The sequence below is a fragment of the Anaerohalosphaeraceae bacterium genome, from assembly GCA_035378985.1.
Lineage (GTDB): Bacteria > Planctomycetota > Phycisphaerae > Sedimentisphaerales > Anaerohalosphaeraceae > JAHDQI01.
This window is the reverse complement of the sequence record DAOSUR010000004.1, coordinates 108,327-123,783: the sequence shown is the minus strand read 5'-3', so window position 1 is coordinate 123,783 and position 15,457 is coordinate 108,327. Positions and strand designations below refer to the sequence as shown.

The window sequence follows — 15,457 nt, the reverse complement described above, 5'->3', positions numbered from 1 at the left end:
CCTCAGAGGGGGCCGAAAACTTGCCGAAAAGCCGAAACGTAGGAAAGGATTGGCTCCATGAAGTTCAAAAAGGCCTTTACACTGATCGAACTGCTGGTTGTCATCGCCATTATCGGTTTGCTTCTGGCTATCATCATCCCGGCCCTCAAAAGCGCCAAAAACCTCGCAGCGGCCTCCGTCTGCCTGGGCAATGAAAGCCAGCTGATTAAGGCATGGCTCCTCTATGCGGAAGACAGCTCCGCCAGAATCGTCGACGGAGACACTTCGGACAGTTTGACCGAACCCGGATACAATTACTACACCATCAGCAGCCGTTCCGTCCGCGTCTGGAACTGGGTCGGAAGGCCGATGGGCCCCAATCGCGAAGATGTCAACAAAACTCTCGATGACAAGGTTCGCGGCTTTCAGGCCGGTGCCCTCTGGCGATACATTGATGCCCCCAAGGTCTATAACTGCCCTGTCGATACACGATACACCAAACCCGCCACCTACAAAGGCAACAGCGCAAGCAACTATGACCCCGACTGGATGGGCGGATACCGCAGCTATTCTATCGGAAAAGTCCTCTCCCAGCGGCCCGACGGCGGAACCGGCGAAGATGCCTACACCATCACCAAACTGTCCCAGTTTTCTGCACCCGGAAACAAAATTGTCTTTCTGGAGGAGTCCGACGGCTACGGCTGGAATCACCGCACCTGGAATATGAATCTGAATTCCCCGCAGTGGGTGGACCCCTTTGCCATCTGGCACAACGGCAGCAGCACGCTGGCCTTTGCCGACGGACACGCCGAACGCCACAAATGGGTCTCCAAAAATACCCTCGAAATGGCCAAAGCCCAGCAGAAAAACTGGTCTGCTCTCAATCCAAACGGCACCGTTTCTGAAGATTATCTCTGGTTCAAACGCTCCTACATCCCCGGCAAATGAGAGGAAAACAGATTGACAAACAGGATAAAATCATACGGATTTCTCTTTCTCTTCTGGACCGTCTCTGCCGTCGCCGTTACCTTTGAGCCCGACTCTCCGTGGACGCTTTCGCTGAACTCCAACTGGAAGTTCTTTCTGGCCGACCGCTCGCAGCAGTCCCTTCTGGAAACCTTTTTCCAACCCGATTTCAGCGACAACGACTTCAAAACCATCCCTGTTCCGTCCAACTGGGAACTGCAGGGATTTGAAGAACCCCGATACGATTACCCCGACCCTGAAAAAGTCGGACTCTACCGCAAAGAATTCTCCATTCCCTCTTCCTGGGAGGGCCGCCAGGTCTTTGTCCATTTTGAAGGGGTGGCCTTCGGCTATACCCTCTACGTAAACGGCAAAGAAGTCGGCGGTTTTGAGCACACATTCCTGCCTTGCCAATTTGACCTTACTCCGTATATTCAAAAAGGAGAAAATCTCATCGCCCTGCAATGCCGCCGAGATCTGCCCCAAACCCCCTTTGACTGCAGCGACGACTGGGCCTTGTCCGGCATCTTCCGCGAAGTTTACCTGTTTTCGCCTCCTCTGTACTTTCTCGACAATCTGAGCCTTGAGACCCGCATAGACACCGCCCGCCGATCCGGTCTGCTCGAAGGACAGGTCGATATCCGCTTCTTTCGCCGCCCTGAGAACCCCAAAGGCCCCTTGCCCCCGCTTCAGCTCAATGTGGAATTAACCGACCCCAACCACCGGCAAATCTTCCGGCAGCAATATCTGTTTACCTCCCAAAACTCCGATTTTTTCCCTCATCAGTCCTTCCGCATCCTCGTCGAAAATGCACGCTTCTGGAATGCAGAGACTCCTTTTCTGTATGAACTGACGCTGACCCTGCTGGCGGAGGAGAAGGAAACACACTGCATCCGCCGAAAAATCGGCTTCCGTGAGGTCTCTGTTGACAACCGCGTCCTGAAAATCAACGGCAGCCCCGTCAAACTGCGAGGCGTCTGCCGACACGAAACGCATCCCGACGTCGGACGGGCCCTGCAGGAAAAACATTGGCGGCAGGACATCGAAATGATGAAAGCCGCCAATATCAACGCCGTTCGCTGCTCTCATTATACCCCTCATCCGCGTTTTCTCGAACTGTGCGACGAATACGGGCTGTACGTTTTTGACGAAGTGCCCATCTGTTTCGGCGAACGCTTTCAGGCCGACCCGAGAGGTCTGGAGGCCATGCTGTCCAGAGCGGATGCCGCCGTTCGCCGGGACCGCCTGCACCCCTCCGTCATCGCCTGGGGCATCGGCAACGAAAATCCTCTAACGGTCAATCTCGAAAAGACCGCTCAGTACGTCAAACGAATGGACCCCAGCCGGCTCGTGTACTACCCCGGCGGCGACTTCCGCTCCTCCAAATCCACCGCCGACACCGGACACGCCTCTTTTATCGACCTCTTCTCCCGCCATTACCCCCAGCTGACACACATCGAACAGCATGTACAAAATACAACCGTTCCCATCCCCTATCTGTATTCCGAATACAGCCACGCCCTTGACACTGCTTTTGGAGGACTAGACCCGAAGTGGGAATTGATTCAGAAAACACCGCATATCGCCGGCGGCTTCATCTGGCTGTGGGCCGATCAGGGAATTCGACGCTCCATCCGCGGACGGCCCGTCCACAATTCCTATCGGGACATCGAAAACCTCGGCCCCTCGGACTTGTCAGGCGATGTCTATCTGGATGCGGACACGATTCTCGACAGCCACGGCCAATACGGCACAGACGGAATCGTCTATGCCGACAGAAGACCTCAGACCGATTATTTTCAGACCCGCGCGGTATACAGCCCCATCCGGATTCTTGAAAAGCAAATCTCCGTCCGGCCCGGTACTCAAACCATTACCCTGAGCGTCGAAAACCGGTATGATTTTACAGACCTGAAAGAATGTACAGGAATCTGCCGGCTTTTTCAAAACAGCACCCTGCTGAGCGAACAGACTCTTTCCCTGGCCGCTCCGCCCCATTCGACACAGTCCCTTTCCATTCCTCTGACTGTGCCCGACAACCTTTCTGAAGATGCCTTTTGGATGGAAATCATCTTTCAAAACAGCCGAAAGCAGCCCGTGGCCGAATACTCCGTTCGACTCCTTCCAGACGGAAATAAACCGAATTGGATGGCCTGGCTTGAGCAAAAAATTGCTCCGTCTTCTCTCTCCAAAAAGGGACAGATTTGGCAGTGGGGACAAAACGGCATCTCTCTGCTGGCTGAATCCAATGGGCGGCTGACCCTCAAAGACCAAACCCAAATTCTCCTCAAAGGCCCCTATCTGCGGGCAGGCCGACAGCCCACCATGGCCGAACGCCGAACCTATGCTTCCGCAAAACTTCAAATCTGGGAGCCGCCTCTGTTCGAGAAAACAGAAATCCTCAAGCATTCAGAAGAACAGACCTCCGCGGGGACTGTTCTGCACTTTCATCTGCTCTTCCGCAGCCCGGACGATACAAAAACCATCGACGCACAGATTTCCTATACCCTCTCTCCGAAGGGGTGGGTTGATGTAGAATACACCCTGACTCCGAAAACTGCGGAAGGTGCGCTGCTCGAGTGCGGTCTGGCGTTTGAGCTGCCGCAGCCCCTCTCCGCCATCACCTGGCAGGGGCTGGGCCCTTATCCGGCTTATCCGGACAAAAGCGAACTGTGCCGCTGGGGGGTTCATACGATTTCGTCGGACTTTCCCTTCTTTGAGGGAAACCGAATGGATGTAGAAATGGCGTTCTTTTCCCTGGGCGGCAGCCGTTTAGGAATTGTCTGCCCGCCGAGTCATCTGGGCTGGGAAAAAACCCGAAACGGCCTGCTGGTCTTCCACAACGCCGCCCTGTCAGGGTTGGGAACCAAATTCGCCCTCCCGGAAGCACGCCTGGAGGCCGCCGCCCTCCAGCCCCTCAAAGGCCGTTTTCGAATTTTGCTTTTGCCTCATGGGCTAATGGACCGTCTTCTGAAATAACTTTTTCAGGGCGGTCTCGGTCCGGTAAAACTTCATCGGAGGCCGAATTATAGGAACTTCGGTTTGCTAAAATTTTAGCAGAATGATGCGTCCGGCTTTCCTTTTCCGGCAGGCTGCTCCATTTTGAACCGGCTGGGTCTGATAAAGAAAACCGCTGAAAAACTGAAAAAACCGCCTGCTGGGATTTTCACCTTTTGCGCCCGAAAGCATCAGAAAAATTCCCTCTCCCTCGCTCCATCCGCCCCAAAGCCCTGAAATTTTCTTCCTAAAAGCTTTGGTTGCTATCTCCGATAGTCTCCGTAGCAAGAAAACGCCGAAAAAAGTCCAATGTCCGAAAGGGGAAGTTTGTGACGCGAATCGCAGACTTGATTGAACAACCTGCGGAATTCCTCGAAGAACCCGGGGCACTCATCGTGAACGGCGATATGCCCATTCAGCAGGTGGTCCGAGCGGTTATCGATACCGGTGCCGATGCGCTCGGAATCGCCCTGCCCGACTATGAAAAACCTGTCTATCTGAACCGTGCCCAGCTGCTCGAGCTGATGCTCCGGGAGCTGGACAACATCCAAAAAAAGGTCAATGAACTTCAGTCCCAGCTGGAACATCAGCTGGCCAACCAAATTGAATTGATGGAGGTCGGCGCCGCCTGCCTTCTCGAAGCCCGCAAACACAAACTCGAATCCGCCGTCCACAATCTGATAGACGGAATGATTCTGCTGAATGAAAAAGGGCAGATAGAGGAATGCAATCAGGTAGCCCTTCGGCTGCTCGGCCTGCCGGCGGAAGCCGACAGTGCAGCTGTAACCGAAACGCTCGCTCATCTCGGTTTTGCGGAACTGATGCAGCCCGGCGAACTGGCGGCTCCCACACAGGGTGAATTTCAGGTTAAATCCGGCACACAGCGCCTCCTGAGAGTCCGCTGGACACGCATCCGCGACGAATGGGAGCATATCATCGGCACCGCCGTTTACCTCCGGGATATTACCAACGAACTCATCGCCGAAAACACAAAAAATGACTTCATCACCGCCATCTCTCACGAACTGCGAACCCCGCTGACCAGCATCCAAAACGCCGTTTCCAATATCCTGGCCGGCGTCACCGGAAAAGTCGCAGGCAAAACACGGGAATACCTTCAATCCATGCAGCAGGACTGCCGCCGTTTCGCCGATCTCATCAACGACCTGCTCGACATTGCCAAGCTCGAAGCCGGCAACATGCCCATCACCTGCAAGGTCATGGACATGGACGCCCTCATTCGGATGACCGTCAAAGAGTTTGAACAGGAAGCCCAAAAAGCCGGCATCAGAATATCCGCGCAAACCCAAGGAACCATCATCCCCGTTTACGCCGATATCAAACGGCTCCGACAGGTTCTGGTCAACCTCATCCGAAATGCCATTCAATTTACCCCCTCCGGAGGCACAATTACCGTCTCCTTAAAAACCGAGGGGAACGATATCATTGCCTGCGTTCAGGATACCGGTGTCGGAATCCCGCCGGAAATTCAGAAATACATCTTTACCAAATTTTACCAGGTCGCCCGGCAGGCCGGCCCGGGCTCCAAAGGCAGCGGACTGGGACTGGCCATCAGCAAAGGAATCATTCAAATTCACGGCGGGTCCATCTGGTTTGAAAGCACTCCTTCCAAAGGAAGCAGCTTCTATTTCTCCCTGCCGAAGGCCGACCCGCAGTTTATTCTCACAAAACATCTCGAAGCCATCCCAAAAACAAAAAATGCTGATAGGCAGACTGCCGTCCTGATTATCTGCTTTGACTCCGCAAAGCCCGAAGCAGACACGCGCGACGCCGCGGAAAAAATCATCCATGATTTGCTCGCTCAAAGCCGTTTTTATCTGACCTGCAGCACCGATTTGGCCCTTCAAACCGGCGAGTCGGAAATTACCTTTGTGATAAACGAATCCACTCACCAAAAGATAGACAATGTCCGAAAAAGAATTGAAAAAATGATTCAGCTTTCTATCAAAAAGAACTTTTCCGTTTTGCCCATTTTGCCGATGATGGGAATGGCGAAATATCCGGCCGACACAAAGAATCCGAATCAGCTGCCGGAAATCGCACGAATCAAAATGTCTAATAGGGACATGCAAACATGTCCGGGCAATAAAAAATAGGGAGAAGGAACCATGTTTGACTTTTTTGGAATTAAGAAAAAAACAAAAAAAACCAAAATCCTCGTGGTGGATGACGAACCCAACATCGTTCAAACCCTTAAAGACCGGCTTGAAATGAACGAGTACGAGGTTGTGACCGCCCACGATGGACGCGAAGGGCTTCAGCAGGCCGAAAAAGAAATGCCGGATGTCATTCTTCTGGATGTGATTATGCCGGTGATGGACGGCCACGAGATGCTCGAAACGCTTCGTCGGCAGCCCTGGGGTCAGGATATCTCCGTCATCATGCTCACCGCCCGCAGCCAGACCCAGGATATCGCTCGTGCCAACTCGTGCGGCATTGACGACTATATCGTCAAACCGTTCGACCTGAGCGAACTGCTCGAAAAAATCGAAAGCATTGTCGAACAGCGCAAGGCCCTGGCCCGCAATTAAGAAATCGGATTTTCTTCGACAAAACCCGGAGCTGTGCAGGTCTGGTACAACCCACCGTGCATGGCTCCGATTTTTTTAAGCTAAACGTCTTTCCACCCCATCGGCGTGTCATTTACGCTCACCAAAACAACCCGCTGGATTTGCCAGCGTCCGCTGTTTCGGCGATAGTCAATTTCCAGCACCACAAACAGCAGAGTCCCCCCCGCCGCATAAACACTTCGCTGCGGATCCAGATGCACACGATACCGCACCCGGCTTTGGGCTGTATCTCCCTCAATCTGAAGTTTATGACCCCGCTCCACCACTCTTTCCAGGGCCGCTCGACGAAAAACATCCTCCGCCGCCTTCAGCAGCTCCGCCCTGGTTGAATGGACAGCATCCCGATAATCGGAAGCGATAAAAGGAGCTATCGAACCGGCATCCCCCGCCAGAGCCGCCCGCCGACACACTTCGAGCATCGACTGAATCTGCTCCGAATCCGTCTGCACCAGCACATCCAGCCCCACAGCCGATACCGCCGCCAAAACCGGAAGAACAAACATCCACCGCCCCCGACGCCCCCGCACCTGCCAGACGGCGGAAACCCCCGCCAGCAGAACCGCTGAAATCGCCAGCAGCAGCCACGGGCTTTCAAAAATCACACTCACATCCCCTCCGGCCCAAATTGGATTTTTTCAGCCATTCGTTGACGGCCGTATCCGTCAGATCCAGCCGAAGCCCTGTTAGAGTAATGTATCCCGCCGCCAGCGCCTGGGTGTCCGACACGGGTTCCTCGCTGTGCGGGTCCCGATGAGGCCCGCCGGTCAGCCGATAAATACTCTGACCATTCGCATCCTCCACGGCATCATACGACTCCTCAAAACCGTGCGTTGACTGCGGCACCACCAGAACCCCTTTGGGCTTACCTGCGGAAAGACGGGGAATATTCAGATTCACCACCTGTCCGGCCGGGATCGGCAGGATTTTCTTCAGCACGGCAAAGGCATAATCCGCCGCGGCTTCAAAATTCATTGGTTCATCAACGGCCGCACTGACCGCTACTGCCGGCAGCCCATAAAAAGCCCCTTCTATCGCCCCGGCCACCGTTCCCGAATAAAACACATTAATCCCCACATTCGCCCCGCAGTTCATCCCCGACACCACCAAATCCACCGGCTCCGACTCATCAATCAGTTCGTTCATCGCCAGTTTCACGCAGTCCGCCGGCGAACCTTCCACCCGAAATCCGCAGAATTTGCCCACCAGCTCCACCGAATCACACCGAATCTCCTTCAGCGAAATGCTGTGGCTGGCTCCCGACTGCACATCCGACGGAGCCGCCACCGTCACTTTTCCCAGCCGAATCAGCCGGCTGTACAGCGCCGCAAGCCCCGGTGCAAAAATTCCGTCATCATTCGTCAGCAATATGTGCATAGCCGCTCCCGACCCGTTCTTCGCTCAATTTTCCGCCATAGTACCCCCCGCCGCTCCTTCTGTCAATTCCGCCCAAACATCCATCATCCTTTCAAAAACAAATTCCGGTCTCTTTCAGGAAAGCCCCCACCTGTTCTGCACTTTCAAAGACCGCCGCATTCATCCCCGCCCGCCGGGCCCCTTCCACATTCTCCGGCAGGTCATCCACATAAAAGCACCGCTCCGCCGGCACCCCAACCGACTCAGCCGCCAGCTGATACATCTTCGCCGCCGGCTTGACCGCCCCCGCCTCAAAACTGAGCACCGGCTTTCGAAACAGTTCCAGAAACCCGTACTGACGACGAAGATAATCCCAATGCATCGGCTCGGTATCTGACAGAAGCCCCAGCGGCACTCGGCCCGCCAGACGCCGGACCAAATCCTCCATCGGCGGACGCGGCGTAAAAATTCCGCACCAGGCCCGGTGAAAATCCTCAAATGTCCCGCTCAATGAAAACCGTTTCCTCATCACATCATAAAAAGCATCCGGAGAAATCTTTCCGCTGTTCAGCAAAACCGTTTCCGGCTGCCGGCGCATTTCCGGGATAAGCCGGGCCCAGTCTTTTGTCTGCGGCTCCTTCTGAAGCTGCTCCAAATCAATCCCAATCAGGACACCGCCCAAATCAAAAATCACCGCCCCAATCTTCTCCGGCCTCATCGCCCCTTCTCCAAAATCATATCACTGTACGAACGCTCCAGAAGGTCTTTCGTTTCGATTCCAAACCGCCTCATAAAGTCCTCACACTGCCGCCGAAGCCCTTCGCAATCGCCGCTTCCTTCCGTATCCATCACCTCAATTTCTGCAAAATCCCCCAACCCCTCCACGCTGTCCAGATGGAACTTGATATTCTTAAGAAAATAAATCTCCCGTCTCTTTCGGACAACCGCCAAAACCCCCAGGGCCTTTTCCAGCACCTCTCGAAGCAGACCGCTTTCCGCCGCCGGATACAAAAATACATCCGACCGCTTCGGCCCCGCTTCATCGGGCCGTTCATAAAAAATCAGGGCATTTTCAATCGTCCCCTGCCGAAGCTTCAGCCGCCCCTTCGGCACCCGAAAATACACATCCGTCTGCTCATCCGTTCCGCGAAAAACCGCCCCCGCTTCCCGCAAAACCTGCCGAACCCTTTCCGGACGCCGGCAGTGCGCCTTTATTTCAATATTCAAATGTTTCACCTGTTTGGTCTCCGGTTTCATTCCTGCCGGACCTTCTTATACCCGCTCCCGCGGCGCCGCACAAGAACCGCTTTCTCCTCTCGAAGACCCGATAACATTTTCTCCAGATTATCGGACCTCTCGCGGGAATCTTTAAAATCCCCGTTTTAAGCCCCTTCTCGAGGCAAATGCCTTCAATTTTCTTTTTTTCAAACAATCTCCTTAATCCCAGCCCTCAAAAAACCGAACTACAACGCAAAGGCAGCACAGACTCTACAGACGGTAAAACAGGGTTACCGGCAGAAGTGCTTTTTCGGAATGATGAAAAAATAATATAGGAGAAAAAGAATGACAGCCAAAAAGAAGTCCTCTAAGACAGGCGCCCGCAAATCCGTAAAAAAAGTCGCCAAAACCTCCGTGCGGAAGACCGCAAAAACAACCCCTGTCAAAAAGACCAAAACCGTCAAGCCCAGACCGGTCGCAAAAAAAACCGCCTCCGTGCAGGTCAAAGCATCCGTTCCCAAGCCCGCCAAAGCGAAAAAAGAGATAATCCCCGTTCTGGACCTGGAACGTTATGAAGTCAAGACCGTCTGTGAAACGGGCGTGAAGGACAACTTTGTCGGCTCGACCCGTTTTGCCTGGATTGGAAGCGGCCAGTGCGGCGGACGGCTCGTGAAGGCCTTCTATGACCTCGGCTACAAAAAAGCCATCGCCGTCAACACCACTTACCACGACCTCGATTTGCTGGGTCTGCCTCCTTCGCAAAAGTTTCTGATGGACATCGGCGAAAAAGGAGCCGGCAAAGACATGGGCCGCGGGCAGCAGGCCGCCGCCCAGTGGCGGCAGGACATCCTGCACCTGACCCGCAAGACCTTCGGAACGGAAGTAGACCATGTGATGGTCTGCTTTGGGGCCGGCGGCGGAACCGGCGGCGGCAGTGCAGCCGAGCTGGTCAGCATCGCCAAGGATTATGTCTATTCCATCGGGAAAACCGAGCCCAACAAACACGTCGGCGTCATTATGACCCTGCCGACCAACGGCGAAGCCAACTCGCCGCAGGTGGCTGAAAACGCCTATCAGGTCGCAACCGAGCTGGGAAAGATGGCCTCCAAAGGGCTGATTTCACCGCTGATTATCATTGACAATGAGAAAATCAGCCGGATGTATCCGGGCAAAACCGTTCGCGAGTTCTGGCCCAGCGTCAACAACACCGTGGCCGGCATGTTCGACATCTTCAACCGGCTCAGCTCGCTCAGCAGCCCCTACACCACGCTGGACCCGGTCGATTACCAGAGCATCCTGAAGGCCGGCGGCTGCGCAATTATGGGCCTCACACGCGTCGAAAAATACAAAGACCGGTTTGCCCTCAGCAGCGCCGTCAAGCAGAACCTCGAAAAAACGCTCTTGAGCAACGGCTTCGACCTGAGCACTGCCAAGGTTGCCGGCTGCATCGTCGTCGGCGGGAAGCGGATGATGGCCAACACACCCAACCTGCAGGACAATATCAACTTCGCCTTCGACGTCCTGGCCGACCTGACTGGAAAAGCCACCATCCACCGCGGCATTTACGAGGACGGACGCGAGGCCCTTCGGGTCTATACCATTATCGGCGGACTGGACTTCCCGACCCAACGCGTCGAAGAACTCCTGGCCTCTCAGATGGTCACAGCGTAAGCTTCTGACAAAAACAATCCCAAACGCCGGGTGCTTCTCCGCATCCGGCGTTTTTTTTCATCCGACGAAAACTCCGGATGCCGAACAGCCGCCCCCCTGATAATTGATAATTGACGACGGATAACTGTATTGATTAGTAAATCTCCTCCGAACCCCCATAAATGACCCGCAGCCGCTCCAAATTCACAATCACCGGCAGCATATACTCCCGAGGCCGAAACGCATCCGACCAATAGATAAAAAAGGCCTTGCCCATCATAAAATCACGCGGCACCACTCCTTCCCGATACCGCTTGCCGTTGTTGCCCAGTCCCTCTGTAGTCCACTGCCGGCTGTCATAACTGTTTGGTGTATTATCCCCGCAGACAAAAAATTCATCGGGTCCCAGCTGAAACGGCCGCCCGCGCCGCGCTCGAAGCGAATCCGACGAAAGATAATAAATATCCCGATACACCCCGATATGCGAAAGCCGCATCCCCCCCTGCCCCAAAATCTTCACCTCCGGATTCTGACGGCGGCCGCTGCGTTCCCCCAAATCCTCCTCCCTCAAATCATAAGAAAACCGATAATCCCCGCAGCGGATCACCAGACGACGGTCTACATTTGCAAACTCAAACCACAAGCCCTTTCGGGACCAGTCCGGCAAAAAAGCCAGTTTTCTCAGTTCCGTCCGCTGTCCGTCTGCCGTCACCTTTTCAAAAAGCAGCTGGCCCAGAAAGTCGAATCGGCCGATATACGCAACCCCGTTCTTGCTCAGCAAGGCACCGACCTGTCCCTGCTCCCCTGTCGGCTGAACCCAGAATCGAATCATTAAATCCGAACAAATCGGCCGGTTTGAACTCACATCCGGCCCATTGTAAGCATAAAAAACCCGAAACACATCCGGACGTCTCGGCACAAAACGAATCGAATGCTCATCCGCACCGTCCTTCCGTAAAACGAAAACAGTCCCTCCCTCCGAGTTCAGTTCCCATGCACTCTGCCCTTCGGACTCAAACCGCGGCTCCAACGGCCAGGATTGGGAGGAATCCTCCGAAGGGGATGAAAACCGACCGGAAGCAAACCCCGCCTGATAATCGTTGTGATACAGACATGTCCACAGCTCTTCCTGAATCTTCCGCGGCTTGCGGACAATCTGTCCGTTGATATAAAGGTCTCCGTCTGCAATCTCAATGGACTCTCCCGGCAGGCCGACCAGACGCTTGATGTAATTTTCCTGCGGATTCGGCGGATTCTTGAACACAACCACATCCCACCGCTTCGGCTCCGAAAACTGATAAATGCATTTGTTCACAAAAATCCGGTCCCCGTTCGCCAGCACCCCCATCGCCGTGCTGGGCTGTTCATACCCGCAGTTCGGACAGACCGGCTGTCCGGACCAGCCCGCATCCGCCCCAAAATCGTAAGGAATGCCGCAGCGGAGGCAGCGCAAATGCCAATGCGCCCCATTCAGCGTCTCCGCCATACTGCCTGTCGGAATCTGAAACGCCTCCACCGCAAACGCCCGAAACACCAGTGCCAAAATAAACGCCACCAGCAGTCCGTCCAGAGCGTTCACAACCGACTCCACCGTCTTGCTGCGGCGCAAACGCGGATAATCAGGTGAGAAACCGTTGGAAGGACTGGCTAATCTCACGGCTTTCTCTCCGTATCCTCCCTGACAGCCTCGGCTTTATCCCACTCCCGGCTGCCTCCATAGATGACTTTCATCCCTTCCACATAGGGAACAAAACGGATAAAGCCCGGAAGAATCGAATCCCCGCCCGGCCAGTGAACAAAAAACGCCTTGCCGACAAAATAATCCCTCGGAACAACCCCCTGGGTAAACGTCCGCCCGCGATTTCCCCGTCCCGGTTTATTCCACCAGCGGGAATCCAGACTGTACGGGCTGTTGTCCCCGCAGACAAAAAACTCATCCTCTCCCAACACAATCGGATTGCCTGCCCCGCCCTGCAGAATCGGATTTCGCGGATTGGACACATCTGTGTTCATATAGTAAATGTCCCGGAACAAACCAACATGCCAAAGCCGCAGGTTTCCATATCCCAGTACAGCCGCCTCCGGCTGGATATGCCGCCAGGTTCCGGCATCCTCCGCCCCGCGGCCTAAATCATACTCTAGACGGTTCCGCCCATATTCCAGAATCAGCCGATGGTCCACATTCGCAAAGCGGAATTCCTGCCGCTGAACGCTTCCCTTCAAATCCGCCGTTCCGCCGGCCAAAAGTGTCTTCTGCTCCCCGGAATCCACCTGGAAAATTTCCAGCCGTCCGTCCCCGTGAAGCCACCCCTGATACCGTCTGCCGTATTTGCCCAATTCATACCCCACTCCGCTGCCGGAATCAATTTCAGGCAGACTGCAAATCATCAAATCACTGCAAACCGGCATATTCGGAATAAAATCCGGGGGGTCATACGCGTACACAGCCCGAAAATCATTCCCTATCTGCGGATTATACTGAATCCGATGAACTTCTCGGTCCTTCTCCTCCAACGTAAAAAACGGACGCCCCGGCCCCCCCAAATCCCATCGGCTCGGTCCGAGATTTTCAAACGGCTGCCTCCACGAATGACGATTAAAACGCTCTTCATCCGGACGGGCCGGCTGGTAATCATTCTCATAAATCGGCATCCATAACTCTTCCTGGACCGACGGCGGCTTCCGCACAATCCGATCGTTGATATAAATATCCCCATCTATGATTTCCACCTTCTCTCCGGGCTTGCCGACCAGCCGTTTGATATAATTGATGTGCGGCTCCAGCGGATTCTTAAAAACCATCACATCCCACCGACTCGGCTCCCGGAACTGATAAATGCACTTCAGAACAAAAATCTGATCCCCCTTATACACCCGCCGGTAATAACGCGGGTCTTTCTCCCGCATCCAGACCCGATAGGCATACCCGCAGCTCGGACAGCGGCATTCTTTTAAAATCGGCAAATCCCGTTTCGGAATCACATTCTCCCCAAGTCCGTACTGACGCGGAGAAAAATCATACTCATACCGATACCCGCACTGCTCACAGCGAAGTCGAAAATGCGCCCCCTTCAGCGTATCTGCCATACTGCCCGTCGGTATGCGGTACACCTGCATAATAAAGACAATGAAAACCAGCGTGGACGCCAGTGCCGTTACCAGCCACTCGAGGAAATGATAGATTCCCTCTACGGAAAAACCGGTGGACTCACAAGATGGATTGTCTCTTTTTTTACCCAAAGCCATCGAACCATTCGCTGTTTATAAAGATTTTCCATTATGGCCTTGATAAAAAAATCGGTCAAGTAGAAGAAAAGAAAAAAAGAAACAGGTTGTTTATTGCAGACCCTCCACATCCTGTATCCATTTTTTCATCCCTATGAAAAATTAGGAAAAAAAACTTGCCGTTTCGAAGTCTTTTCTGTATAGTAAGTTGCAGTTCTTAAACGAAAGTCCCAGCTGCATTGGATACCAAAAGGTTTCTTTATTTCAAAACTATCAAGAGGATGGCCGATGGCAACTATTACGAAGAAAGAACTGATTGACCGGATTTCAGAGTCCACACAGGCCAAACGAGTTATTGTTAAAAAAATAATCCAGACATTTTTGGATGAAGTGATTGATGAGTTGGCTCGTGACAATCGGCTCGAATTCCGCGACTTCGGGGTCTTCGAAACCCGAACACGGTCTTCCAGAATCGCTCAAAACCCGAAAACACTCGAACGTGTCCAGGTGCCGCCCAAACGCAGTGTTAAGTTTAAAATGGGCCGTTTAATGCGAGAAAAACTTTCCGCTCCGGCTCCGGCTAAGAAAAATTCCTAACAGCAATCCCATTCTTCACCAAAGGCAAAAGATTCAAGAATAACGGAATCCCTGAATGGGGGCAATTCCAGACAGCAAAAGTTTGGTTTTACCTCCCCGCCCATTTTCCTTCAGATAACACCATTTTTTGCCGATTTTTGACTTGTACAATGAGGACCGATAATGTATCTTTTAGGCAGGTTAAAGGGATTTTGCGGAGGAGTCATGATTTCTGCAACATCTCAATCGGCGATGGACTGTCGCGTTTTGGTATTGAACAAGCACTATATGGCCCTGCGGGTCATTAGTGCAAGACGCGCCTTTTCTCTGCTTTGCCGCAATCTCGCAGAGGTGATTTCCTGCGATGACGGCACCTATGCCAACTACGACTTCCAAACCTGGCAGCAAATCAGCCGGATGAAAGACCAGTTCAAAGCGCACCCTCAGGACTGGGTCTCCACCGTCAATTTTGATCTGGCTGTGCCTCGCATTATCCGTCTATTGTTTTACGACCGTCTGCCGCGCCAAACCGTCAAGTTCAACCGCCGAAACCTGTTCGCACGGGACGGAAACCGCTGTCAGTACTGCGGCAAAAAATTTCCCACATCCGAGCTGTCTTTGGACCACGTGATCCCGCGGCGGCTCGGCGGCCAAAGCACTTGGGAAAACGTGGTCTGTGCCTGCCTCCAGTGCAATATCAAAAAAGGCGGCCGAACCCCGCAGCAGGCCAATATGAAGCTGATTCAAAAACCGGTCAAACCCAAACGGAATCCCGTTATCCACATCCATCTCAGTCACGAACGCTACCACAGCTGGAAGCAGTTCCTCGACCACGCGTACTGGTCCGTTGAATTGACCTGACCCTTTTCCTGCCGGAACGGAAAAAAAACAAACTTGCCTCA

13 protein-coding genes are annotated in these 15,457 nt (G+C 53.7%); 7 read left to right on the top strand and 6 right to left on the bottom strand.

Annotated elements, in window-relative coordinates:
* Positions 1–57: 57 nt before the first annotated feature.
* The 4 genes from PKY88_04920 (at position 58) to PKY88_04905 (ending at position 6,494) form a co-directional block, all read left to right on the top strand.
* Positions 58–927, top strand: coding sequence for a prepilin-type N-terminal cleavage/methylation domain-containing protein (locus PKY88_04920; protein HOQ04535.1), 870 nt, complete (start codon positions 58–60; stop codon positions 925–927).
* Positions 928–939: 12 nt separating this feature from the next.
* A complete protein-coding gene (locus PKY88_04915) occupies positions 940–3,924 on the top strand; it encodes a glycoside hydrolase family 2 TIM barrel-domain containing protein (GenBank protein HOQ04534.1) in 2,985 nt (994 codons plus the stop codon).
* A 347-nt stretch (positions 3,925–4,271) separates the two neighbouring features.
* Positions 4,272–6,059, top strand: coding sequence for an ATP-binding protein (locus PKY88_04910; protein ID HOQ04533.1), 1,788 nt, complete (start codon positions 4,272–4,274; stop codon positions 6,057–6,059).
* Positions 6,060–6,071: 12 nt separating this feature from the next.
* Positions 6,072–6,494 carry a response regulator gene (locus PKY88_04905; protein HOQ04532.1) on the top strand — a complete coding sequence of 141 codons (423 nt, stop codon included), beginning with the start codon at positions 6,072–6,074 and terminating at the stop codon, positions 6,492–6,494.
* A gap of 80 nt (positions 6,495–6,574) precedes the next feature.
* On the opposite strand, the gene PKY88_04900 is transcribed toward PKY88_04905, so the two are convergent.
* The 4 genes from PKY88_04900 to PKY88_04885 form a co-directional block, all read right to left on the bottom strand.
* Positions 6,575–7,141, bottom strand: a complete 567-nt coding sequence (locus PKY88_04900; protein ID HOQ04531.1) for a nuclear transport factor 2 family protein — start codon at positions 7,139–7,141, stop codon at positions 6,575–6,577.
* Positions 7,125–7,907, bottom strand: a complete 783-nt coding sequence (surE, locus tag PKY88_04895) for a 5'/3'-nucleotidase SurE (protein ID HOQ04530.1) — start codon at positions 7,905–7,907, stop codon at positions 7,125–7,127. The genes PKY88_04900 and surE overlap by 17 nt, the downstream gene beginning before the upstream one ends.
* 91 nt (positions 7,908–7,998) lie before the next feature.
* Entirely contained in the window at positions 7,999–8,604 is a 606-nt protein-coding gene (locus PKY88_04890) for an HAD family phosphatase (GenBank protein HOQ04529.1), read from the bottom strand.
* Complete coding sequence (locus PKY88_04885; protein ID HOQ04528.1) at positions 8,601–9,122, bottom strand: class IV adenylate cyclase; 522 nt, start codon at positions 9,120–9,122, stop codon at positions 8,601–8,603. Before PKY88_04885 ends, PKY88_04890 begins: the two co-directional genes overlap by 4 nt.
* A gap of 327 nt (positions 9,123–9,449) precedes the next feature.
* Here PKY88_04885 and PKY88_04880 point away from each other — a divergent pair, with 327 nt between their 5' ends.
* A complete protein-coding gene (locus tag PKY88_04880; GenBank protein ID HOQ04527.1) occupies positions 9,450–10,775 on the top strand; it encodes a hypothetical protein in 1,326 nt (441 codons plus the stop codon).
* 133 nt (positions 10,776–10,908) lie between these two features.
* Here the strand turns inward: PKY88_04880 and lepB (PKY88_04875) are convergent, their stop codons facing one another.
* Both lepB (PKY88_04875) and lepB (PKY88_04870) read right to left on the bottom strand, forming a co-directional pair.
* Positions 10,909–12,411: a signal peptidase I gene (gene lepB / locus PKY88_04875; protein ID HOQ04526.1), complete on the bottom strand. Its 1,503-nt coding sequence runs from the start codon at positions 12,409–12,411 to the stop codon at positions 10,909–10,911.
* Positions 12,408–14,000 (bottom strand): signal peptidase I, encoded by a 1,593-nt coding sequence (gene lepB / locus PKY88_04870; GenBank protein ID HOQ04525.1) that lies wholly within the window; start codon positions 13,998–14,000, stop codon positions 12,408–12,410. Before lepB (PKY88_04870) ends, lepB (PKY88_04875) begins: the two co-directional genes overlap by 4 nt.
* Before the next feature lie 267 nt (positions 14,001–14,267).
* On the opposite strand from lepB (PKY88_04870), the gene PKY88_04865 reads away from it, so the two are divergent.
* Positions 14,268–14,576 (top strand): HU family DNA-binding protein, encoded by a 309-nt coding sequence (locus PKY88_04865; protein ID HOQ04524.1) that lies wholly within the window; start codon positions 14,268–14,270, stop codon positions 14,574–14,576.
* Positions 14,577–14,780: 204 nt separating this feature from the next.
* Positions 14,781–15,416, top strand: coding sequence for an HNH endonuclease (locus PKY88_04860; protein ID HOQ04523.1), 636 nt, complete (start codon positions 14,781–14,783; stop codon positions 15,414–15,416).
* Positions 15,417–15,457: the final 41 nt, after the last annotated feature.

Coding starts and splice junctions, on each gene's coding strand:
- PKY88_04920 (HOQ04535.1), top strand. CDS start 58: ATGAAGTTCAAAAAGGCCTTTACACTGATCGAACTGCTGGTTGTCATC.
- PKY88_04905 (HOQ04532.1), top strand. CDS start 6,072: ATGTTTGACTTTTTTGGAATTAAGAAAAAAACAAAAAAAACCAAAATC.
- surE (HOQ04530.1), bottom strand. CDS start 7,907: ATGCACATATTGCTGACGAATGATGACGGAATTTTTGCACCGGGGCTT.
- PKY88_04890 (HOQ04529.1), bottom strand. CDS start 8,604: ATGAGGCCGGAGAAGATTGGGGCGGTGATTTTTGATTTGGGCGGTGTC.
- PKY88_04880 (HOQ04527.1), top strand. CDS start 9,450: ATGACAGCCAAAAAGAAGTCCTCTAAGACAGGCGCCCGCAAATCCGTA.
- lepB (HOQ04525.1), bottom strand. CDS start 14,000: ATGGCTTTGGGTAAAAAAAGAGACAATCCATCTTGTGAGTCCACCGGT.
- PKY88_04865 (HOQ04524.1), top strand. CDS start 14,268: ATGGCAACTATTACGAAGAAAGAACTGATTGACCGGATTTCAGAGTCC.
- PKY88_04860 (HOQ04523.1), top strand. CDS start 14,781: ATGATTTCTGCAACATCTCAATCGGCGATGGACTGTCGCGTTTTGGTA.